Source organism: Ekhidna sp. ABH4_415, from assembly GCF_056161305.1.
On sequence record NZ_JBSWYW010000003.1, the window covers coordinates 189484 to 210656 of the forward strand.

A 21173-nucleotide genomic window follows, 5' to 3' on the forward strand; every position below is an offset into this window, starting at 1 on the left:
GCCATCTAAGCTAAAGAATTTCCTCAAAGAAGGCATAAAAAAAAGCGCCAGGCGAGGCGCTTTAATGTTTAACTACTAATAAGTTTAGTGCGGTGATCAGAGCGATCTTAACCAATCAGCAAGGCAAGAATCAAAATAACAATCAAAAGTTTGCCGGTCATTTCAGCATAAATGCGATTTACGGATAGACTTCTTAATATTTGACTCATAGCAATTTGGTGATTGATTACATGTACAAAGCAAGGGTGTTTTAGTCGGGTTATCAATACCATATTTAGGGTATTTTTCTTTCCTTTCGACGAAACGCTACTTCAAGGCCACCAGCAAGAATGTATTGGATATCATCGTCTTTTTCAGTAACTTATGGTAGACCAAACGCCAAAAACTATGGGAATCATTCAAAAAATCGAATCGATCAACCCGCCCATTTTCGTAGATTTTCTTCGCATTGCTTTGGGTGGGTTCGTCACTTACAAGGGAATTGTTTTTGCTAGTAACTTTGACAGTTTCACAGCAAATATCCAGTCGGTTGGCTGGGTTTTCGTAGCAGCTCACCTGGCGCATGCTATTATCTTCATCCACATGGCAGGTGGTATTATCCTTATGACTGGTGCACTCACACGATGGATGTGTCTATTGAATATTCCAATTCTGGCTGGTGCAGTAATCTTCAACTATTTGCAGATGCTCACAGCAAACAACTACATGGAGCTTCAGACTGCAGCCATCACACTAGTCTTGCTAATCGTAATAGCCATTACCGGCAGTGGAAAGTTTTCATTGGATTACCTGAGAGAGCAGCGGATAAAAATGAAGTCAGCGCCTACCGGATAAGTAAGGAGCTATCACCGTAGCTGAGGAAACGATAGTTGTTAGTCAATGCAGACTGATACACTTCTCTCCAGTCATCTCCGATGAATGCGGCGACAAGTAAAATAAGCGTGGAACCAGGGAGGTGATAGTTAGTAACCAGTCCATCACAAATTTGAAATTCATAACCTGGGTAGATAAATATTTCTGTGTGCCCGCCCAGTTTCTCTACTCCGGTTTTTTCCATTTTATCTAATACTGCCTGCAGAGCAGCTTTTCTTTTTACCGCTTTGAGTGTATATGGATCATTCTTGTCTACAAAGAAGTTATCTGATCCACTTAGAAGCTTAGCGCCATACCAGTAGAGACTCTCTAGTGTGCGCATGGAGGTAGTGCCTACAGCTATTACTTTGCTTGCATGTAGTAGATTTTCGACATTCTTTTTGCTTACCCATATTTGTTCATTGTGCATGGGGTGGTCGCTAATATTTTCACTTTTTATTGGCTGAAAAGTTCCTGCAGAAACATGTAGCGTGAGATAGTCAGTTTGAATGCCTCTGTCCTTTAGTGATCTGATGATTTCATTTGTAAAATGCAACCCAGCTGTGGGGGCTGCCACGGCTCCCTTCATTTTGGAGTATACAGTTTGGTAGCGATCTTCATCTTCCTGCTCCACTTCCCGATCGATGTACGGTGGTAGTGGAATTTTTCCAATCTCTGTGAGGAGATCTGAGAAAGTAAGTTCAGATTCCCACGAAAACTTCACCTCGTCTTGTCCTGCTCTTGTGGCTGTCAATTTGAGGTCATCAATCTTAAGTGAAGTGTCTGTCTTCCACTTCTTCGCATTACCAATCATGCACTTCCAGGTGCAGGATGCTTTTGCATTCATCACTTCCTCGTGAACTTTTGAAGGCTTTAGCGGTTCAAGTAAAAAAATTTCAATACGCGCACCACTGCCCTTATGCATGATGATGCGGGCAGGAATTACCCTCGTGTCATTAAAAACCAATAGCGAATCATCAGGGATTAGGTTATCTATCTGCTTAAATTCGTGATGTGAAATTTCTCCCTGATTATAAAACAAGAGCTTTGAACCAGCTCTTTCCTTAGGGGGATGCTTGGCAATCCTGTCTTCCGGCAGGTCGTAAATAAAGTCGTCTAATTTTAGATTCATGTTGAGGCTCGAAGTTAAACCGTACACACTTGATTTTAAATTTTCAGCTCGAACGAGTCGGGGAAAAATGGCTGACAGAAAAGTATGGTTCGTTAGATTGACTGATGAGGACGGTAAGGCTGGCATAGGAGAGGTGGCACCTATTCATCGTCTCAGTCCGGAAGATGTGGAGGAGGTACCGGAAATTTTGGAAAAGCTTGGGAAGGAAATAGCCAATAAAAAGACTCCTCTAATAGAGGAGGAAATATTTGAAATGGTAGATCAACTGGTGCCTATTTCATTCCCAAGTGTTCGTTTCGGGTTGGAAATGGCATTTTTGGATTTAATAAATGGAGGTCAAAAAGAGATTTTTTCTAAAGATTTTCATAGCATAAAGATTCCTATCAATGGACTGGTGTGGATGGGGGATAAAGATTTCATGCATCAACAGATCGAAGAGAAGCTGGAGGCAGGTTTTAGTTGTATCAAGTTGAAAGTGGGGGCACTGGATTTTGATACCGAGCTGGATATGATTAAATCCCTTCGTAAGGTATCGGATGATCTCATCATCAGGCTTGACGCCAATGGGGCATTTCAAACCAATGAGGTATTATTCAAACTGAAGGAGCTTAGCAAGTTCAACATTCACTCTATAGAGCAACCGATCATGCCCATGCAGCCAGAGGCTATGGAGCTAGTGTGCAACAGAAGTGAAATACCGATCGCGCTGGATGAAGAGTTGATTGGCATCAATGGCTCACGCAATCGTGTTGATCTCATTCAGGAGCTGAAACCTCACTACCTGGTTTTGAAACCTACACTACATGGTGGATTTGCTTCGGTGAAAGAGTGGATCGATCTGGCTGAAATTCATGGGATAGAGTGGTGGGTGACATCCTACCTTGAGTCCAACCTTGGCCTCAATGCTATTGCACAGTTTGCCAGTCTATATCCACAAAATGAAGAGTTTCACGGGTTAGGTACCGGGGGATTGTATCATAATAACATTCAGTCTCCAATCATTATTGACCGAGGCTTTTTTACTTATGCCAAATCCAGCGTTTGGGGTGATGTCGACTTCTAATGGAGTTCATCATCAGCCAGCACAACAGCAACAGTAGCCGGCACATCTGACTTTATTTGAACCTATTGAAGCAGTTCAAACTCACCTACTGTCTCCTCTACATCATAAAGGTCTGAGTTCTTTTTATTCAGCTCATCATATGCTGCTTTATTTTCATCGAGAAAATCCTGATAGTCTGCTTTGGACATCCACTTGTCAATCAGGATATATGTTTTGCCATCACCTCCTTTCATCAGGTCATGACCCAGATAATCTTCACATGGTTCAAAAAACTTGAACCAGCTTCCGTTTCGGCCATATTCTTCTTCAAACTTGGCTTGGTCTGATGATACTTCATACTTCCATACGAGACAGTACATTGACATAGTTTCTTGGTTTGAGGTTAGCTAAAGATATAGAAATATGTAGATATCAAAGTAAATGGTCGAAAAAATACTCAACCCACTTGTCTATTATCGATTGGATTCTTTAATTACCAGTCACACTAGCCAAGAAAGGTTTATGCAGCAGTTAATTGAATTGATGGAGATTGGGGCGATAGCCATTTTTGCCGCCTACAATATGGTCCTATACCGTCAGGTAAAAAAGAGCTATTATCTCTACCTGGGTTTGTTGTCTTTCTCGATTTTTATGAGAGCTACTCTGGTGGATGATGGATCGATGATCTTCTTCACGTTCTTTCCTGATGTCTCATTAGAGATGGGTAGGAAAATAGAGTACTTCAGTAGCTACATGGGTGCTCCATTGTCTGTTTTGTTTTGTTATTCCTTGTACCCATTTTCAGCAATTAAGCGATATGTAAATGGGTTCCTAATTCTCTGTGGGTTACTGTTGCTATTTGTTCTTGTTACCCCTTACAGTCTGTATTATCATTCCCTAAATGCCAATTCCATTCTGGTGCTTTTATCTTATGTAATCATGTATACCTTGCTTATCAAGGCAGTAAAGGAAAAGAAAGTTGGTTCCTTGTATGTATTAGGTGGCACCCTCTTGTGTTTTCTTTTTGTGATTGCGGAACTTCTAAAAATTTCAGGAACGTTGGAGGTTGCAGCAGGCCCAAATCTTGTGAACTCCGGGTTTGTCATATTTATCTTTTTTCAGTCCATTGCCTTATCAGAAATTTTTGCTCATTCATTTAAGGAAAATGAGGAACTGAATATAAACCTGGAGAAACGAGTAGAAGAAAAAACTGCAGAAATTACTCGAGCAAGCTTGTTGAGAGATACGCTGATCAGGATCATTAGTCACGACATAAGAGGGCCAATGAGTAACCTGAAAAGTGTTATTTCTTTAGTTCAGGAAGACCAGGTGGGCGTTGAGCAGGTAAAGGAATTTATGGGTACCATTGATAAAAGCGTAGATCATACCATTCAAATGCTGGATGAGCTCATGGAATGGGGACATGCCGCATCTCAGAATAAACGGATCGAACAGGAAGCAATTGACTTAAGAGAGATTATTGAGTCAATTGTGCAAAACATGAGCAGGCATATTGAAGAAAAAAACCTGGACGTGAAGCTTTCGGGAGATTTGGATGCCGCATGTCTGTTTGATAAAGGTGCACTGAAAATTGTCATCCGTAATTTGATATCGAATGCGGTAAAATTCACAGAGAAGGGGGGGCATGTCAATATCGATGTGAGCAATCATGATGGAAGCATCTTGATTGAAATCAGGGATACTGGTATTGGAATCCCTGATGAAATGAAAGCCAATCTTTTTGAAATGAAGAAAGACAATAAGCGACGCGGGACTGACAATGAAAAGAGCAGCGGAGTGGGCTTATTTATATGCAAAGACCTAATAACCCAAAACGGGGGCGATATTACTGTAAAAGATAATCCTGAAAGAAAAGGTACGACTTTCAAATTTGTATTGAATTCAGCAGACTAGACTTTTAAGTACCTTTTACAGGGCTTAACAAATAAGTCGATCATTTGAAATGGTATATCATAAGCTTATCTAACTCAGCATTTTCAATATTTGTCGTTTTCATTTTTTTATAAAAGAAAATTTTAATTAGCATTATGTTTTAAGAATTATTACCTGGACAAGGTGGATTTTAGGTATTTTACTTATCTAAAAATAGATATACCATCCTCAGTAATTCTTGTATTTTTGTAGAGAATAATTTTGCCTATGGAAACACTCACAGCAGAAGAACGAGCAGAACGTAGAGCCGCCAGGAGAGCTGCCAGAAAAGCATCCAAAACGGAAAAAGAATACACGATTCTATATGTGGACGATGAAATGCCAAATTTAAGAGGCTTTAAGTCAACATTTAGAAGACTCTACAATGTGCATACTGCTTTGGGTCCGCAGGAGGCTCTAGAGGTTGTAAAGAAAGAAAAGATTGACTTGATCGTGACCGATCACCGAATGCCTCATATGTCAGGGGTGGAGCTTTTAAAAGATGTCTTTGCTTCTCATCCCAAGATCAAAAGAATGATTCTCAGTGGCTTTATTAAAAAGGCTGATTTGTATGAAACAATCGGAGATTTTGGGATTCATGATTTTGTGACTAAACCATGGGAATTCGAAAATTTAAATGCCATCTTCCAGCGAATTCTTACTACTGACGCTGATGTAAAAGATTTCAGTAAGCTGGGTTAAGCTTGAAAAGTCACTGAAGCTTCTGTAGGTGAAAGCTCGAATTCACCTTCAATTTCGTCAACAAGAGATGTAATAAGTGACTTCTGCGAATCTTTGATTTCATTTCCATTAGTCAATGAAAGTGTCAGCTTAAGACGATTCTTTTTAGACAGCAGTGTTACTTGCAGCTTTTCCAGATCTGTTTGCTCAATGTTACTAACAATACGCTGTAGGATAATGCCTATTAGTATGGCTTTCTCATGAAATATCAATTTGTCATCCAGACTTATTTCCAGATTTTTAATCCCAATGGACTGTACAAAAGAAGATATGAGCTTTTCGAGATAAGGCTTAATGGCCACTTGTTTGTAATCTTCTGTGTGATAGAGCGGATCATGAGCGCGGGCGATGGTATGAATACTTTTGGTTACTTCAGATAGCTCCTCCTTTATTTTTGGCTTTCCATATGTCTCTAGTTCAATCAAACTATTGATTAACAAAAGATTGTTTTTTACTCTGTGATGCACTAAGCGTAGCAGCTCAGATTTTTCTTTGAGATTGGTGTTTATCTCATCTTTGTACTTTTTCTGATTCTCCAATTCAGCTTTTGCCCGATTAAGATTTTTTCGTGTGATGTTGGAGAAACTGTAGGTAACGAAGGCGTGTATGATGGTGATGGTTAAGACCACCACTAAATCCACCCAGCGAACAGCAGGTACGTTTCTTGAAGGGAAAATCCCTGCCTGCTCTCCGAAAACAATGAAAGCCAAACAAAGAATTACCGTTAGAGTGGTGAGAATAACACCCCTTTCATTCATGATTAGGCTGGAAAATAGGACTATCACCGGTAAAACGATGATGCCCGTCTCGTGAACTCCGTTACCTAACATGCAGCTGAGTGTCGTTGCGGCTATAAGTATGATAATCAGAATAGTAATTGAAAGGTTTATCATCCCTCTATAGAGTGCTGCCAGGGAGATCAGGCAAAAGATTGGGACGGTAAGAATGGTCAGTGCGATATTAGTTAGCCCAAGTGAGAAATTCACCATGGCCAAAGCCACTGCCACCAATGGAATAATAAAAAGGAATGTTTTTAAAAGAATGGTAATCTCCTTTTTGGAATGTTCATCCAGCGTATGATCATATGGTAGCCACTTGGAATTCACTTTTTGGTGCTTGGTAGGAATGAAAGAATTATTTCACGATCTGATTTACTAAGTGTCCCCTTTAGCTGCTTTGATAGTAAATCCATAATAATGCTCAGCTCTTCTTGATGCCCATTTTCAAATCCATGAAGCCTCAATTGTATTAGATCCTCTTCCATAGTCAAGGTAATCTTAAATGAATCTGAGGGGTAGTGATCTACTTCATGAACCAACTCGATAAGGAAAATACCATAATAGATCGCCTGGTCAAGGCTTATGATACATGAGGCTTTATCTATATCCACCTGGAGAGCCGATGTAGATAAGCTGGCTTCATATTTGGTTAAAATCTCTTTTGTCAACTCCTTTATATCCAATAGAATGGGAGCCTTTTCTGTGAGAAGAATGCCATGCGCTGCTTCAATTACGATAATCTTTCTTTTCAGACTTTCATAGACCTCAACTAGTTCTTCTGTTTCTTTGGGACTGTGTTCAATAAGGTATCTGATATGTCCTAGGCTATTGATCACTGCCTTATGGATTTCCTCTATTATCTCTTCTTTCTGGTCAATTTGATCTGAAAGATGGAGTGCCTCATTTCTGCTTAAATCAATTTCTTTATTGGCTTTTTTCAGTGAGTCCTTCATATTACTGGTCAAGCTAAATGCAACCAACCCTCCAATAGCGATCATTAAGCTTGCGATAATAAAATCCCCAAGTTCTCCAACAGGAACTGGAATAGGTTCAAAAAGTGAAAACCGGGCCCCAAGCACCAGCCATGTTAAGCCTAATACACTCAAGACAGAAGAAATGACCAACTGCTTTTGATCAAGAAGTATGCTAGAAAAGCCAATAAGAATAGGGAACCCGATTAGTCCAATGTCATGTATGCCATTCCCTAAAGAACAAATAATGGTTAGCAGTACTGTAAAAAAAATCGCCACTATCATCGTTGACTTTTTTAGGTGTCCACGGAGAAATAACCATCTGGAAAGGAAGGAAACTGCTATGCCCAGTCCTAACAGCATCATCATGTCATAATCGCGCTGTAGGAGCTGTCGTATGAAAACGACTATCAGGAAAAACGACAGAAGATAAAAGCCAACATTTAATGCTCTTGCAATACTGGCAAGTTCACTCTCTTCATATTTCTTAGGCGTACGGAGTAAGGCTTTCAAGCTTAGGCGTTTGGTCAACATAAAACTAAAGGAAAATTTTGATCAGGATTATTTTATCAATTTTCTACCGCTCATACAATTCACATAACTTTCCGACCTTTTACTCGTAACTAACCCGAACCAAAACCAAACTATGAAAACCCGAACCTTTATTAGCTATGTCTTAGTTGCGCTATTTATTCATTGTAATGGCCAGCAGTCAAGGGCTTACAAGCCAGGTGAAATACGTCAGAAGCTTGAGAAACTTAATGTGTTGGGATCCGTCCTCTACGTTGCGGCACATCCGGATGATGAAAACACAAGACTCATTGCATATTATGCTAATGAGGAGCTAATGCGAACTGCTTACCTGTCAGCAACACGTGGAGACGGTGGACAGAACCTGATAGGCCCGCAAATTCGGGAGGAACTGGGGCTCATACGCACACAGGAATTGCTGGCGGCCAGGCGCACCGATGGAGGACAGCAGTTTTTTTCCAGGGCGAATGATTTTGGGTATTCTAAAAACCCAGACGAGACATTTAATATTTGGGATCGGGAAAAAGTACTAAGTGATTTTGTGTGGGCTTTCAGAAAATTCCGTCCGGATATTATTATCACCAGATTTAGCGATACGGGAAGGTCTCACGGTCATCACACCGCCAGTGCCATTTTGGCTAGAGAAGCCTTTAAACTCAGCGGAGATAAAAATGCCTACCCTGAGCAATTAGATTACGTTGATCCCTGGCAGCCCAAAAAGATTTTTTGGAACACTGGATGGTGGTGGTTTAGAAATGGAGAAATGGACACTACTAAACTGGTGACGTTGGATGTAGGGGGATACAATGCGCTGCTAGGTGAATCTTACACTGAAATAGCTGCGAGAAGTAGAAGCATGCACAAAAGCCAGGGGTTCGGATCTTCAGGTTCCCGGGGAGAGCAAGTCGAATATTTGCAGCGATGGGAGGGAGAAGAAGGTAAATTTCCTTTTGAAGGCATTAATACTTCATGGGATCGAATCAAAGGATCAAAAGAGGTCAAATTCTACATTGATAAAGCGATATCCCTATATGATGAAACCAAACCCACCACAATCATTGAGCCCCTTCTTGGTGCCAGAAAGGCATTAGAGGAAATTGACGATAAGTTTTGGAGAGAAGTTAAGCAACAAGAAATTGATGATTTGATTCAAGCGGCTTCAGGCCTCTATCTTTCGCTTACTTCCTCTGCTCCAAGCTATGCTGTAGGAGATTCTATAACCATTTCATTCGAAGCAGTTAACCGCAGCAATATTGAAATGGAGATTGAGCGAATAAAATTTGAAGAGTGGGTAAACCCGGTTTCTTTAAAAGCGCCATTGCTAAACAATAAACCATTTACTTCTGAAATGCATTTTCAACTTCCAGCAGGGATGAAGTATTCACATCCATATTGGTTGAGAGAAGATGGGCAGTTGGGAATGTATACAGTGAATGATCAGGTACAGATCGGTAAGCCGGAAAATGATCCTGCAATTACGGGAAATGTGATTGTCAATTTCAGCGGAGAGCGAGTCGAATATAAGGTTCCGGTTAGGTTTAGGCGGACAGATCCTGTTGAAGGAGAGGTGGTGGAACCAATAACCATTGGCCCTCCGGTGATGGTAAACATTTCAGGAGGTGTCCTTGTGTTTGGTGATAACACTTCTAAATCGGTGGATGTAAGAGTAATTGCAGGCAAAAAGAATTTGAGTGGGCGTGTGTCTCTCAATGCCCCTGAAGGTTGGAAAATAGAACCAATATCTTACGATTTTGATCTGGAGATCAAACGAGAGGAGCAGGTTTTTACTTTTAATATCACGCCTCCTTCAAATGCTTCAGAAGGTTTTGTGTCTGCGGAGGCATTGGTAAATGGAAAATCTTATTCCAAGGGACTGTCTGTTATTGACTATGATCATATTCCAAAGCAGACATTATACCCTGATTCAAAGGTTAAAGTCGTCAGGGTAGACTTAAAAATGAAAGGCAATAACATAGGATACATAGAAGGTGCGGGAGATGCCATTCCTGATAATCTGGAACAAATTGGCTATGAGGTAACCGAGCTTGAGAAAGATGATATTTCAGCTGATAATCTTCAACAATACGATGCTATTATCTTAGGGATTAGAGCTTTTAATACCGTTGATTGGCTCTCATACAAAAACAAGGATCTTTTTGAATATGTCAAACAAGGAGGTAATCTGATCATTCAATATAATACCAGCCACAGACTGGTTACGCAGGAAATTGCTCCTTACCATTTAAAACTTTCACGAGATCGTGTTGCGGTTGAGCAGGCACCCGTAGAAATTTTGGCTTTTGATCACCCGGTCATGAATTCGCCCAATCGAATCACCAATGAAGATTTTGATAATTGGGTTCAGGAACGTGGACTTTACTTCCCTAGTGAATGGTCCGATGAATTTACACCCATCTTAAAAAGCAATGATCCCGGTGAAAGTCCAAAAACAGGAGGCTTACTCGTCGCTAAGTATGGAGAGGGGTATTATGTGTACTCTGGCTATAGCTGGTTTAGAGAATTACCCGCTGGAGTGCCCGGAGCTTACAGAATTTTTGTAAACTTGATATCGCTAGGTAAATGACAGAATTGATCTCTGAAAGAAACATAGACAAGCCACCTTTATTTAAAAAGTGGAGATACCTCTACCTCTTCGTAGCAGGTTGGTTGGCTGTACTAATCCTATTATTCTACCTTTTTAGCATTTCTTATTGATGAATAATCTTGATCTGATTGTGCTGTTTGGCACATTACTTTTCATAGTAGCATACGGCGTTTATAAGACCAGAGGACAAAAAGATATTGAAGGCTATCTGCTAGGTGGTCACTCCATGAAATGGGGCACGATTGGACTTTCGGTGATGGCCACTCAGGCTAGCGCAATTACATTCATTTCTACTCCCGGTCAGGCATATGATAGTGGGATGGGATTTGTTCAAAATTATTTTGGCCTTCCCATTGCTTTAATCGTCGTTTCAGCTGTTTTTATACCTATCTTCTATCGCCTAAAGGTTTACACGGCATATGAGTTTTTGGAGAAACGATTTGATTTAAAGACTCGATATTTAGGAGCGGCACTTTTTCTGTTTCAAAGAGGACTAGCAGCGGGTATTACTATTTATGCACCTGCAATTATTCTTTCCTCCATACTACAATGGGACTTAACCGCTACGATTTTAGGTACTGGAATTTTGGTGATTATCTATACTGTTTCTGGAGGAACGAAGGCGGTTTCCATTACTCAAAAGCAACAAATGTTTGTCATCATGGCTGGAATGTTTGCTGCATTTTTTGTGATTTTAGGGTACATCAATGATTACACTTCTTTTAGCGGATCGCTGGAAATAGCGGGTAGTTTGGGTAAGCTTGAAGCGGTCAACCTGAGCGTGGACGCTGGTGAGCGTTACACACTTTGGTCTGGCTTAACCGGAGGATTTTTTCTGGCACTTTCCTATTTCGGTACGGACCAGTCTCAAGTACAGCGATATCTCGGAGGGACTAGTGCTGCGGAAAGTCGCATGGGGCTCATGTTCAATGCGATTCTGAAAATTCCGATGCAGTTTTTCATCCTTTTCGTTGGTGTAATGGTGTATGTTTTCTTCATTTTCTACAACCCACCATTGCATTTCAAAGAAGCATCAGTGGACATTGTTGAAAACTCAGCTTACGCGGAGGAATATGAATTGCTTAATCATGAATATGCTCATGCCCTTGATGAACGAAGATCAGCCGCTGAGAAGCTTGCAAATGAGTCATTGGTAGGAGCAGAACGTGATAAAGTAGTTGAGCTATTGAAAGAGGCAGATGCCCGATCCGTACGAATCCGGGAGCAGGCAAAAGAGGTCATTTTAAAAGCAGATGACACGTTGGAGACCAAAGACTCTGATTACGTTTTTCTGACGTTCATTATTACTTACTTGCCTCATGGTCTTATTGGGTTATTGATCGCGGTTATTTTTTCAGCTGCCATGTCATCCACTTCATCAGAATTAAATGCTCTGGCATCTACTACTTCGGTTGATTTTTATAAAAGAGCGATCAAAAAAGATGGGTCAGATCATCATTACCTGAATACTTCCAAGCTAATGACACTGGGCTGGGGTGTTCTGGCCATTCTGTTTGCCATTTTGGCTAAGAATTCTGAAAACCTGATTGAAGCGGTAAATATCGTTGGCTCGATCTTTTATGGTACCGTGCTGGGAATCTTTCTGGTAGCCTTTTTTCTAAAGTACGTGAAAGGAAATGCGGTTTTCATTGCAGCACTCATTGCACAGACTGGAGTAATTATTATTCACTTTATGACGGAGGCTGGAATATTCGCTCTAAGCTACCTGTGGTATAATGTGATCGGATGTTTAGGCACTATTTTAATTAGCATCATCCTTCAGCCAATGTTGCCTAGCAAACCGAGACCTAATTATTGAGACTGATTGTCTTGATTAGCGTTCATCATAAGTGGTTCTCGATTTATTTTAGAGAATAATAAAAAGCGTGAGCTAAGCCCACGCTTTTTCGATCTTACTCGGTTTTAATTACTTCAGAGAAGCAATTAAATCTTCGTTTCTTTTGATGTAACCAAAATCACCATTCGGAAAGTTCTTTGCTTTTTCCATTGAATCATTCGCAGCAGCAATGGCTTCTTTCTTCTTGCCCATTTTAGCCAGGATTTGAGCCTTGGTGTGTACATGCCAGAATTGTCCGGAGTTTTCGCCCATGGACAAGTATTTATTCATCCACTCCAATGCTTGCTCCAGGTTCTCTCCTGCGCTTAAGTAATAGTTGGCTGCAGCTACATAGTTCTGCGGATTTACTTGAGTTTTTGCAGCGATATCCTTCATTACTGTTTCGTGAAAGCTTACAGCTATCGGCAGTTTCCATGAAACATCAGCCCACTCAAAGTGAATGTTTGCTGAAGTATTGTCTGCACTGAGGTCGGAAATTTGGAAACTCATTCGCTCAACTGTGCCTGCTGGTTTACTTGGTTTAACAGTCGCTTTAACAGTCGCTTTACTTTCATCGTATGCTCCCTCATTGCCTCCTATTGGCTCTGAAATTAACATTACCTGCCATTCTGATTCACCCGGAATGCTCACTATTTGGTATTCTCCGGCTTTTACATCCTGACCTGCCACTTTTACATCTGTGCTAAAGCTGACCATTGTGCCGGCATTTGCTCCTGTTCTCCATACCTCACCATATTGCTCCAGGTATTGATCGCCGCTCCCAAAAATCTGACGATCTTTTACACCCGGTCGGTAATAATCGATCTTCACTTCAGTTAAACCTACTGTAGAGCTGACAGATCCTGCCGGACTCGGTTGTGGGGTGTTAATTTGTGCAGAGGCACCAAATGCCACTAGCACGCATAGTGCGATTAGATTTGTGATTCTTTTCATGTTCATGAGTTAAAAGGTTTTATGGTTTTCGAAATTAATACATCCCTTTACGAAAAACTCCCAAGATCGTTTTATCTAAAGGACGATGTTGTGCAAATAGCAAAGGATCTATTAGGGAAGGTACTTATAACTAACATGGATGAGGTAATCACCGCTGGAAAAATTGTGGAAACAGAAGCGTATTGTGGTAGGGGAGACAAAGCTTGTCACGCAAATGGAAAGAGAACACCACGTACGGAAGTGATGTACGGGGAAGGTGGGCATGCGTATGTCTATCTATGCTATGGGATACACAACCTTGTAAATGTGGTCACGAATAAAGAAGGACAAGCAGATGCCGTATTAATTAGAGCATTGGAACCAATAGCTGGAGAGGAAGTGATGAGGGAAAGAAGGAAGAGCACTAAAACCAAGCTAGCCTCGGGTCCGGGCACATTATCACAGGCCATGGGCATTCATGTAAAAATGACCGGGTCAGATTTGCTCTCTGATCAAATTTGGATTGGAACCAATGGCGAAGAAAAAGACCTTGAGATCCTGGCTGATACACGGATAGGGGTAGAATATGCCGAAGAAGATGCCTTGAAACCATGGCGGTTTGTGATTGCTGGCAATAAGTTTGTGAGTAAGGATGTAAAAGAAAAAAAGTCCGGCTAACCACACCGGACTTCAAATAATTCACTAGCTGTTTAGCTTTGTCACCAACTAACCAATAGAGAAACTTTACAAGTACAATTATATATTAGTATAGTTATATAATCAAATATTTTTCATAAAAAAATTAAATTAATTAGTTGAAAAGTTCAATAATCACTCTACTTCTCATTTTAAGCTTTTTTTCACATGCTCAAATGGCATTTGAAGGAACGGGTGAGCCTGTGGATTCATTAAATACAGCCAATGGTCAGAACTATTTGATCATCAATCCCCATCAGTCAGGATTTGCCTACACAGAAGAACTAGGAGGCACTTCGAATACTTCGGAAATATTTTTCTCAGAAAAGAGAACATTCTTTGATCAGGAGTGGGAGGTTTTCATGTTTCCGGATTGGCTGGGAGAAAAAGGAATGATTAGTCCGATTGGGTTTACTCCATTTGGTATTTATTATAGTCAGGTGACTTTTGATAAAGGCATGTATTATGGCAAAATATACTTTTCCTCAAAAGGCAGGAATAATGAGGTAGAAATTCCTTTCTTTCGGAATAAGGCACCAATCCAAAGTGGTTGCCTTTCTAAAGATGGAAAATATATGATCCTAAGTATGGAGTCTAATAATACCTATGGAGTAGAAGACTTATATGTAGTAAAACAAAAGCCGGATGGCAGTTGGGATCGTGCTAAGAATTTGGGATATCAGCTGAATACTGAATTTCAGGAAATCACGCCATTTTTAGCCGAGGACAATAAGACTCTATTTTTTGCCACAAATGGCCGGGGAGGTCAGGGAAGTTTTGATCTTTATTATACCGTACGTCAGGATGAGAGCTGGAGGAACTGGAGTGAACCTGTAAACCTTGGTGCTCAGATCAATACATCCGGAGCGGAGACTTCTTTTAGCTATCTCGATGGTTCTGAATGGGCGTATTACGTGAGCTCGCAGGACAGTGATGGATATGGAGATATCATGCGCATTCGATTTAAGGAGGATATCGAGGAAGATACCACCGAAGTGAAGGAATTAGAAACGGTAGTGGTGGAAGAACCCACTGAGGATCAAATAATTATAAAGGTGGTGGACGCAAAAACTAATGAAGTAGTGCCTGCAGAGCTAATCATGGGAGAGGAAAAGCGGATAGGTGCAAATGGGATTTTTGAAATTGATTCATTAACCGGAGAAGAGGTTGAAATTAAATCTCCGGGTTACCTGCCAAAAATGCTCATGCTGGATGAGCAGCTGCAGGCAGGCGAAAATATCATTTCACTTTCTTCCATTGCTAAAGGTAATGTGATCACCCTGGATCATGTACTTTTTCATCGCGGGACTGCTAATATGGTAGATGGCTCTGAGAAGGAGCTGAATCTGGTGGTAGAGGTAATGAATGATAACCCGGATATCAAAATTTTACTAAAAGGTCATACGGATAATACAGGTGATCCTGTAAAAAATGTGCAGCTATCCGAAGCTCGTGTCAAAACAGTAAAGGAGTACATTATTTCACAGGGCATTAGCCCCTATCGTGTCAGTGGCAAAGGCTATGGGGGAAATCAGCCAATCTACAGCAACGAGACAGAGGCTACTCGTAAACTGAACCGAAGGGTGGAGTTTGAAGTGATTGAAGATTAGTTAGATTGGTTTTTCTTAAGCACTTGAACTTTGATTAAAAGCAAAGACACGATTGAAAGGCATGCAAGTGAGGCCAACATAAGCTGAGGACTAAAATCAACTTGAATAACCATCCCTAGCATACCAATAGTAAGCATTGCAATAGCGGGTATCAGCCAATTGAGCAGGTTGGAAGATTTTACTTCGTTTTGATTGCTTTTGATTTGCGCTACGTTTTTCATCACGTTTTCGGTGAAACCCTCAGAGGTTTTATGAAAATTCTCTTGTAGTAGTTCGTCAATTTTTTTCATAACAAATGGTTCATTTCTTTTCCTAAAATCTTATTCAGCGCTTTTTCAAAACTTTTCCTTCCTCTTAGCAAATCCATTTTAATCTTAGATTCACCGTGCCCGGTTACTTCATGAATCTCCTTCACGGTCAGTTCACTGAGGTAATGCAACCGCAAAGTCAATGCTTCATCTTTTTTTAGACGCATAAGTGCCAGATTGATGTAATGTGCCTGATCTTTTTGTTTATAGTTTTCTACTTCATAAACAGGTTCCTTTGTCAATGCCAATTTTGACTTTCTTTTAAAAGCTGCACTTTTTGCTGTATTAACAACTATACGATATAGCCATGTTGAAAAATTCGATTCCATCCGGAATGCAGAAAGATTCTTATAAACCCGAATAAAAGATTCCTGCAATACATCTTCGGCTTCCGCTTCATCTTTTAAGATCGTGCAAGCCAAAGAAAGAGAAACATCTTTATATGCTTCCACAATCGCTCTAAAAGCGATGGCGTCTCCTTCTTTGGCCAACTCAATGAGGCTTGAATCGATCTTTGCTGGTTTCAAGCTTTTTGTCTGAAGTGGTTTGCAACTAATAAACCGATTCCTACAAAAACCAGTAGCGTACAATAGATGAGCATGTCCATCATATCTTCAGAGATACTCAAAAGTGTTACGAATGAAGCTACACCCAATCCAATTCCGCCAGAAATAATCACACAGGCGATATCAATAAGTGATATCTTGAATCTTTGATCCTGAGGGTTGAACCCGCGCTCTGCCAAAGCTTTTTTTGTAAGGTAGGTGTATCGTGCGATGATGAATATGACGAGTATGATTCCGCCGAAAAACATTATCGCAAAGACAATATTTTCTAAAAGTGTTTCCATTATTTTATGATTTTTTACTGAATAATCCGATTCCTAATGGTTGTTCTATTTCTTCAAAAAATGGCTCTGCCTTGTTGGTATTCATAAAAAATACAAATCCCCATTTCAGCTCTTGATTGAATGCACAGAAGGACTGAAAGTCGTGGTTGTTTCCCGTATGAAGCAGCCACATCCCGTCATCTGAAGGCCTCATAGCCAACCCCAATGTCCAGCCAGTTTGACCATATTCTCTGAGTGGGTTATCCAAACTGAAGGCAGTTTGCTCGGTTAATAATAGCTTACATAATTTAGGATCCAAGCCCCTTTCGTTGATGAGGGCAGTAATAAATGTCGCATAGTCCCTGGCCTCACTGTGCAGGCTGTACCCCGCACCAAAAGCTTCATTTCGTTCCTTATTTTCAGTAGCAACACCATTCTGATATCCCATTACTTTGTGTGCTTCAATTTGATTATTCCAGGTGAAGAAAGTATTTTGAAGGCCAAGTGGTTTAGCTACAATTTCCTGGAAGACAGAATCCAGTCGATGCTTATATCCGGTATTAAGCTTAGTTCCAATAAATGCTGTCAGATACTGGTAAGCCTCACCTGAATAGGAAAAACCTTCTCCAGGAGTAAATGCTAATTCGATTTCTTTTCCTTTACTCCAATTAGGAAAGCCGGTTTGGTGGGCTAATACCATTCTTGGAGTAATTAGTTTGTAGCGTTCATCTTTGATTCCGGGATGGGGTAAAACTTCATAAAGTGGTTGATCCAAATCAATCAGATCGGCTTGAGCCAATTTTAATACGAAATAAGCAAATATTGGCTTGGACAGGGAGGCCCCTTCAAACAGAGACTTTTCGGAAACTGGCAAAGTGTCCTCTACATTGGCCATGCCGAATACCTGATGATAGGTGATATCCCCATCATTGATAATTGCGACAGATAGCCCCGGTATTTCTAAAGTTTCCAGGCCGGTTTGAAATATAGAATCCAACTTTTCCTTACTGAGTTTTTTCCTTTCAGGAGTCAATATGCTTCTTGAGGAAACACAACTCGAAAGTATGATGCATAGAAATATGTAGTACTTGAAATAGGATTTCATAGGTATGAATTTTTTGTGTTTTAATTATGCTTAAAAAGTGAATTCACCCCCATTAGACTAAGCAGCTAAACAAACGGTCACAAAAAATTTAATATTTCAAAGTATATCATTATAGTTTCTCCAGAGCGACTTTTTCAATACCGATCTCAGTCATCCATTTTTTCACAAGCGTAAACCCAAAGCGTTCGTAAAGTGAAATGGCTGGATCATTCTTTGCTCCTGTTTCAACGGTATACATATAAGAGTTAAAATGATTGAATAAATAGTGAATTAACTGGCATGCAATGACTCTACTAAAAAAAGCAGGATGTACGACCAGACTTTGAATATGGGTACAATCTTCATCACTTTTAATTTCAATAACCCCTGCAAGGCGCTCATTTTCAAAATAGCCAAAGAACTCTGTATCAGCATTAATGAAATGCAGAAAGCGGCCTCTTTAGAGGGGCGAAGTTGTTTTGAGCATCAATCAGTTTTACTTCAATGGCATATGATGCCTGAAAAACATCTCTAATTTGAATAGCAAACTCGAGATTTTTATGATCCAGCTTTTCAATCATTGTGTGTTATCCCAGTATGAAATAGCGCGTCTCCACGATTTACAACAGGATTATTATTTATGCTCAAAATGTGACAATCGTGGGTTGCTTTAATTTTTTTCTCATATTCTCCATATGGGTCTGAAATCACACCCATTACCTCACCTTTCTTGACAAACGACCCGTTTCTTGCTTGAGCGTAGTGCAGTCCGGCTCTGCTCGCTCGGGTCCAACTGGATTTACTAATAACAATCGGCTGACGTGCTGGAGTGGGAGCATTCTCAATCATTTTGAGGTGCTTCATAACCCGTTTCATTCCCGCCAAACCCTCATCAATAGCAGGTTTTCTTAATTTGAGTGATTCCCCTGCCTCATAAACCAAAATGCTTTTCCCCTTTTTTCCTGCCTCCTTCCTCAATGATTTGTCACGAAAGGGAGAGTTCATGATAAAAGGTGAAGCAAAGGCCTGAGCAAGCGCATTATTTTTTGGATCGTCAAGCATGGCACGAACCTGGGGATAATTATTAATCTGTTTACCCCCAGTATGGAAATCGATTCCATAATCAACGTGTGGAAGGACCTCATCTGTCATGAAAAAGGCAAATTGGCTGGCCAATGAGCCATTTTTGTTTCCGGGAAAGGATCGGTTTACATCTTTGCCGTCAGGCACTTCTCGGCTAAAGTTGATGAACCCAAAAACGTTAAAAACAGGAACAAGAATTACACGTCCAGACTGAACCTGATAGAGTTTTTGAGTAATGATCCTACGCATGATCTCTACTCCATTGATCTCGTCACCATGCATGCCTGCCATCAGAAGAAGGGTAGGTCCTTCTTTTTTTGATTCATAGGAAAAGATGGGAATTTCGATCACCGTGCCGGAAGGAAGGCGAGCGGTAGGAATATTCTGGCGGTGTAGTTTTTCGGGAGCAAGGTTAAAGTCCATATTGTAAATAGATTAAGCTAAAAGTAGTGAAAGATGCATTCATTATATTGCCGCTTCAATATAATTCGCTATGCTGAACGATAAGAAAACCATCAACGCCTGGTGCCTGTATGACTGGGCAAACTCTGTCTATTCACTTACAATTACATCTGCTATATTTCCCATTTATTATCAAACTGTGGCTGTGAATGCCAGTGGTGGTGACCGGATTGACTTTTTCGGGATGGAGATCGTAAACTCGGTGCTTTATTCGTACGCACTTTCTGCCAGTTTCCTGATGGTTGCTATCGTCCTTCCCATTCTGTCTGGAATTGCGGATTATGCAGGCAAGAAGAAGTTCTTTTTAAAACTATTCATGTTTATCGGTTCTATATCCTGTATTGGGCTTTTCTTTTTCACTGGTGAAAATGTGGAATGGGGGATTTTATGCTCTGTAATGGCCAGTGTCGGATATTCGGGTAGTCTGGTATTCTACGATGCATTTTTGAATGAGATTGTAACAGAGGATAAACGTGATATAGTCAGCGCGAGAGGCTATGCCTATGGCTATATGGGGGGTGTCATCTTATTGATCATCAACCTAGCCACTATAGAAATGCCAAATACATTTGGTTTGGCGGATGCAGGAATTGCGTCTCGGGTGGCCTTCCTGACGGTCGGGGTGTGGTGGATTGGTTTTTCATTGTACGCTATTTCTAAACTCCCGGAAAATCCTCACGGCAGAAAACCGGAGGGGCATTATTTAACCAATGGTTATCGGGAGTTGCGTTCGGTATGGCGGCAATTGAAGGAGATGGATGGGATGCGAAAATTTCTCCTGGCCTTTTTCTTCTACAACATGGGAGTGCAGACGGTGATGTATCTGGCAGCCACTTTTGGCTCGAAAGAACTTAAAATGGAAGCGAGCAGCCTGATCATGACCATATTGCTGATCCAGTTTGTAGCAATATTAGGAGCGTATCTTTTTGCATTTGTATCAAAAAAGCAGGGGAACATACGATCACTCTTCATTCAAATTCTGATCTGGATTGGATGCTGTCTTGGGGCATACTTTGTGGATCAGGAAATAGAGTTTTTTGCTTTGGCGGCTATCGTCGGTTTGGTCATGGGAGGAATCCAGTCGCTCTCACGAGCTACCTATTCGAAGATTATGCCAAAAGACACGGTGGATACAGCATCGTTTTTTAGCTTTTATGATGTGACTTATAATCTTTCTATCGTCTTTGGAACATTTGTTTATGGCTATATTGAACAGGTAACAGGCAGTATGCGCAACAGTACGCTAGCACTTGCTTCATTCTTTATTATTGGTATTATTTTCCTTTCCCAGGTTAGACTGAAAAATGCAGCCACTCAAGCTTCCTGAGTTTGATTATCAGATCGAGGAAAACAAAATTTTCTGTCTTGTCAGGAAAAAATGGGTGGTGCTAACTCCTGAGGAATGGGTTAGGCAGCACTTCATTAATCTCCTTATTTCTCATTTGGGATACCCTAAAGGCCTGTTCAAACTGGAACAATCCATGACCTATTTTAAAAACCAAAAGCGATCGGATATCACCGTGCTTGACAGGGAAGGGAATACCTTTCTTTTAGTGGAATGCAAAGCACCAGGTGTGAAGTTAGATCAGAAGGTAATGGGACAAGTTTCGCCCTATAATAAAGTATTGGATGCGCAGTACCTGGCCATTACGAACGGCATGACTCATTTTATCTGGAAAAAGGAGGAGGCCGGTTTCCAGCAGATCAGCGATTTTCCTTTTTATGAATCTTGACAGGTACCTATAT

The 21173-nt window shown here is 40.7% G+C and carries 21 protein-coding genes; 10 read left to right on the forward strand and 11 right to left on the reverse strand.

Annotation, left to right across the window (positions count from 1 at the left end; all coding sequences use genetic code 11):
- Positions 1-387: 387 nt before the first annotated feature.
- Positions 388-834, forward strand: a complete 447-nt coding sequence (locus ACXAH9_RS06110) for a DoxX family protein (RefSeq protein ID WP_474893968.1) — start codon at positions 388-390, stop codon at positions 832-834.
- Here the strand turns inward: ACXAH9_RS06110 and ACXAH9_RS06115 are convergent.
- The gene (locus ACXAH9_RS06115; RefSeq protein ID WP_474893969.1) at positions 824-1984 is read right to left on the reverse strand and encodes an S-adenosylmethionine:tRNA ribosyltransferase-isomerase; all 1161 of its coding nucleotides are present in this window, start codon (positions 1982-1984) and stop codon (positions 824-826) included. The genes ACXAH9_RS06110 and ACXAH9_RS06115 overlap by 11 nt on opposite strands.
- Between ACXAH9_RS06115 and menC the strand changes: the two genes are divergently transcribed.
- Entirely contained in the window at positions 1983-3047 is a 1065-nt protein-coding gene (gene menC, locus ACXAH9_RS06120) for an o-succinylbenzoate synthase (protein ID WP_474893970.1), read from the forward strand. The two genes, ACXAH9_RS06115 and menC, sit on opposite strands and share 2 nt — an antisense overlap.
- Before the next feature lie 62 nt (positions 3048-3109).
- On the opposite strand, the gene ACXAH9_RS06125 is transcribed toward menC, so the two are convergent.
- A complete protein-coding gene (locus ACXAH9_RS06125) occupies positions 3110-3406 on the reverse strand; it encodes a hypothetical protein (RefSeq protein WP_474893971.1) in 297 nt (98 codons plus the stop codon).
- Between the two features lie 142 nt (positions 3407-3548).
- On the opposite strand from ACXAH9_RS06125, the gene ACXAH9_RS06130 reads away from it, so the two are divergent.
- Both ACXAH9_RS06130 and ACXAH9_RS06135 read left to right on the forward strand, forming a co-directional pair.
- Positions 3549-4940 carry a sensor histidine kinase gene (locus ACXAH9_RS06130; RefSeq protein ID WP_474893972.1) on the forward strand — a complete coding sequence of 464 codons (1392 nt, stop codon included), beginning with the start codon at positions 3549-3551 and terminating at the stop codon, positions 4938-4940.
- A gap of 246 nt (positions 4941-5186) precedes the next feature.
- The gene (locus tag ACXAH9_RS06135; protein WP_474893973.1) at positions 5187-5660 is read left to right on the forward strand and encodes a response regulator; all 474 of its coding nucleotides are present in this window, start codon (positions 5187-5189) and stop codon (positions 5658-5660) included.
- Here the strand turns inward: ACXAH9_RS06135 and ACXAH9_RS06140 are convergent.
- Both ACXAH9_RS06140 and ACXAH9_RS06145 read right to left on the reverse strand, forming a co-directional pair.
- Complete coding sequence (locus ACXAH9_RS06140) at positions 5657-6805, reverse strand: histidine kinase dimerization/phosphoacceptor domain -containing protein (RefSeq protein WP_474893974.1); 1149 nt, start codon at positions 6803-6805, stop codon at positions 5657-5659. The genes ACXAH9_RS06135 and ACXAH9_RS06140 overlap by 4 nt on opposite strands.
- The gene (locus ACXAH9_RS06145; protein WP_474893975.1) at positions 6802-7962 is read right to left on the reverse strand and encodes a sensor histidine kinase family protein; all 1161 of its coding nucleotides are present in this window, start codon (positions 7960-7962) and stop codon (positions 6802-6804) included. Before ACXAH9_RS06145 ends, ACXAH9_RS06140 begins: the two co-directional genes overlap by 4 nt.
- A gap of 133 nt (positions 7963-8095) precedes the next feature.
- Between ACXAH9_RS06145 and ACXAH9_RS06150 the strand changes: the two genes are divergently transcribed.
- Both ACXAH9_RS06150 and ACXAH9_RS06155 read left to right on the forward strand, forming a co-directional pair.
- Positions 8096-10564, forward strand: a complete 2469-nt coding sequence (locus tag ACXAH9_RS06150; RefSeq protein ID WP_474893976.1) for a PIG-L family deacetylase — start codon at positions 8096-8098, stop codon at positions 10562-10564.
- 130 nt (positions 10565-10694) lie between these two features.
- Positions 10695-12404: a sodium:solute symporter family protein gene (locus tag ACXAH9_RS06155; RefSeq protein ID WP_474893977.1), complete on the forward strand. Its 1710-nt coding sequence runs from the start codon at positions 10695-10697 to the stop codon at positions 12402-12404.
- A 108-nt stretch (positions 12405-12512) separates the two neighbouring features.
- Here the strand turns inward: ACXAH9_RS06155 and ACXAH9_RS06160 are convergent, their stop codons facing one another.
- The gene (locus tag ACXAH9_RS06160; RefSeq protein WP_474893978.1) at positions 12513-13376 is read right to left on the reverse strand and encodes a DUF2911 domain-containing protein; all 864 of its coding nucleotides are present in this window, start codon (positions 13374-13376) and stop codon (positions 12513-12515) included.
- Positions 13377-13397: 21 nt separating this feature from the next.
- Here ACXAH9_RS06160 and ACXAH9_RS06165 point away from each other — a divergent pair, with 21 nt between their 5' ends.
- Positions 13398-14033, forward strand: coding sequence for a DNA-3-methyladenine glycosylase (locus ACXAH9_RS06165; protein ID WP_474893979.1), 636 nt, complete (start codon positions 13398-13400; stop codon positions 14031-14033).
- 194 nt (positions 14034-14227) lie between these two features.
- Positions 14228-15661 (forward strand): OmpA family protein, encoded by a 1434-nt coding sequence (locus ACXAH9_RS06170; protein ID WP_474893980.1) that lies wholly within the window; start codon positions 14228-14230, stop codon positions 15659-15661.
- Here ACXAH9_RS06170 and ACXAH9_RS06175 read toward each other — a convergent pair.
- From ACXAH9_RS06175 to ACXAH9_RS06200, 6 genes are all read right to left on the reverse strand, one after another.
- Entirely contained in the window at positions 15658-15951 is a 294-nt protein-coding gene (locus ACXAH9_RS06175; RefSeq protein WP_474893981.1) for a hypothetical protein, read from the reverse strand. The two genes, ACXAH9_RS06170 and ACXAH9_RS06175, sit on opposite strands and share 4 nt — an antisense overlap.
- On the reverse strand, positions 15948-16496 hold the full coding sequence (locus ACXAH9_RS06180) for an RNA polymerase sigma factor (RefSeq protein ID WP_474893982.1): 549 nt from the start codon (positions 16494-16496) through the stop codon (positions 15948-15950). The genes ACXAH9_RS06175 and ACXAH9_RS06180 overlap by 4 nt, the downstream gene beginning before the upstream one ends.
- A complete protein-coding gene (locus ACXAH9_RS06185; RefSeq protein ID WP_474893983.1) occupies positions 16493-16819 on the reverse strand; it encodes a hypothetical protein in 327 nt (108 codons plus the stop codon). The genes ACXAH9_RS06180 and ACXAH9_RS06185 overlap by 4 nt, the downstream gene beginning before the upstream one ends.
- 4 nt (positions 16820-16823) lie before the next feature.
- Complete coding sequence (locus ACXAH9_RS06190; RefSeq protein ID WP_474893984.1) at positions 16824-17903, reverse strand: serine hydrolase domain-containing protein; 1080 nt, start codon at positions 17901-17903, stop codon at positions 16824-16826.
- Positions 17904-18012: 109 nt separating this feature from the next.
- On the reverse strand, positions 18013-18330 hold the full coding sequence (locus ACXAH9_RS06195; RefSeq protein WP_474894201.1) for a GNAT family N-acetyltransferase: 318 nt from the start codon (positions 18328-18330) through the stop codon (positions 18013-18015).
- Positions 18331-18455: 125 nt separating this feature from the next.
- The gene (locus ACXAH9_RS06200) at positions 18456-19388 is read right to left on the reverse strand and encodes a succinylglutamate desuccinylase/aspartoacylase family protein (protein WP_474893985.1); all 933 of its coding nucleotides are present in this window, start codon (positions 19386-19388) and stop codon (positions 18456-18458) included.
- Positions 19389-19458: 70 nt separating this feature from the next.
- Here ACXAH9_RS06200 and ACXAH9_RS06205 point away from each other — a divergent pair, with 70 nt between their 5' ends.
- Together ACXAH9_RS06205 and ACXAH9_RS06210 are read left to right on the forward strand one after the other, a co-directional pair.
- A complete protein-coding gene (locus tag ACXAH9_RS06205) occupies positions 19459-20754 on the forward strand; it encodes an MFS transporter (RefSeq protein WP_474893986.1) in 1296 nt (431 codons plus the stop codon).
- Positions 20732-21160 (forward strand): type I restriction enzyme HsdR N-terminal domain-containing protein, encoded by a 429-nt coding sequence (locus ACXAH9_RS06210; RefSeq protein WP_474893987.1) that lies wholly within the window; start codon positions 20732-20734, stop codon positions 21158-21160. Before ACXAH9_RS06205 ends, ACXAH9_RS06210 begins: the two co-directional genes overlap by 23 nt.
- Positions 21161-21173 lie beyond the last annotated feature (13 nt).

Excerpts from the sequence above, each read along its gene's own strand:
- ACXAH9_RS06200 (WP_474893985.1), bottom strand. The coding sequence starts at position 19,388 with ATGGACTTTAACCTTGCTCCCGAAAAACTACACCGCCAGAATATTCCT.
- ACXAH9_RS06125 (WP_474893971.1), bottom strand. The coding sequence starts at position 3,406 with ATGTACTGTCTCGTATGGAAGTATGAAGTATCATCAGACCAAGCCAAG.
- ACXAH9_RS06170 (WP_474893980.1), top strand. The coding sequence starts at position 14,228 with ATGGCATTTGAAGGAACGGGTGAGCCTGTGGATTCATTAAATACAGCC.
- ACXAH9_RS06205 (WP_474893986.1), top strand. The coding sequence starts at position 19,459 with ATGCTGAACGATAAGAAAACCATCAACGCCTGGTGCCTGTATGACTGG.
- ACXAH9_RS06190 (WP_474893984.1), bottom strand. The coding sequence starts at position 17,903 with ATGAAATCCTATTTCAAGTACTACATATTTCTATGCATCATACTTTCG.
- menC (WP_474893970.1), top strand. The coding sequence starts at position 1,983 with ATGTTGAGGCTCGAAGTTAAACCGTACACACTTGATTTTAAATTTTCA.
- ACXAH9_RS06165 (WP_474893979.1), top strand. The coding sequence starts at position 13,398 with ATGGTTTTCGAAATTAATACATCCCTTTACGAAAAACTCCCAAGATCG.
- ACXAH9_RS06110 (WP_474893968.1), top strand. The coding sequence starts at position 388 with ATGGGAATCATTCAAAAAATCGAATCGATCAACCCGCCCATTTTCGTA.
- ACXAH9_RS06115 (WP_474893969.1), bottom strand. The coding sequence starts at position 1,984 with ATGAATCTAAAATTAGACGACTTTATTTACGACCTGCCGGAAGACAGG.
- ACXAH9_RS06135 (WP_474893973.1), top strand. The coding sequence starts at position 5,187 with ATGGAAACACTCACAGCAGAAGAACGAGCAGAACGTAGAGCCGCCAGG.
- ACXAH9_RS06150 (WP_474893976.1), top strand. The coding sequence starts at position 8,096 with ATGAAAACCCGAACCTTTATTAGCTATGTCTTAGTTGCGCTATTTATT.
- ACXAH9_RS06210 (WP_474893987.1), top strand. The coding sequence starts at position 20,732 with ATGCAGCCACTCAAGCTTCCTGAGTTTGATTATCAGATCGAGGAAAAC.
- ACXAH9_RS06130 (WP_474893972.1), top strand. The coding sequence starts at position 3,549 with ATGCAGCAGTTAATTGAATTGATGGAGATTGGGGCGATAGCCATTTTT.
- ACXAH9_RS06185 (WP_474893983.1), bottom strand. The coding sequence starts at position 16,819 with ATGGAAACACTTTTAGAAAATATTGTCTTTGCGATAATGTTTTTCGGC.
- ACXAH9_RS06175 (WP_474893981.1), bottom strand. The coding sequence starts at position 15,951 with ATGAAAAAAATTGACGAACTACTACAAGAGAATTTTCATAAAACCTCT.
- ACXAH9_RS06160 (WP_474893978.1), bottom strand. The coding sequence starts at position 13,376 with ATGAAAAGAATCACAAATCTAATCGCACTATGCGTGCTAGTGGCATTT.
- ACXAH9_RS06155 (WP_474893977.1), top strand. The coding sequence starts at position 10,695 with ATGAATAATCTTGATCTGATTGTGCTGTTTGGCACATTACTTTTCATA.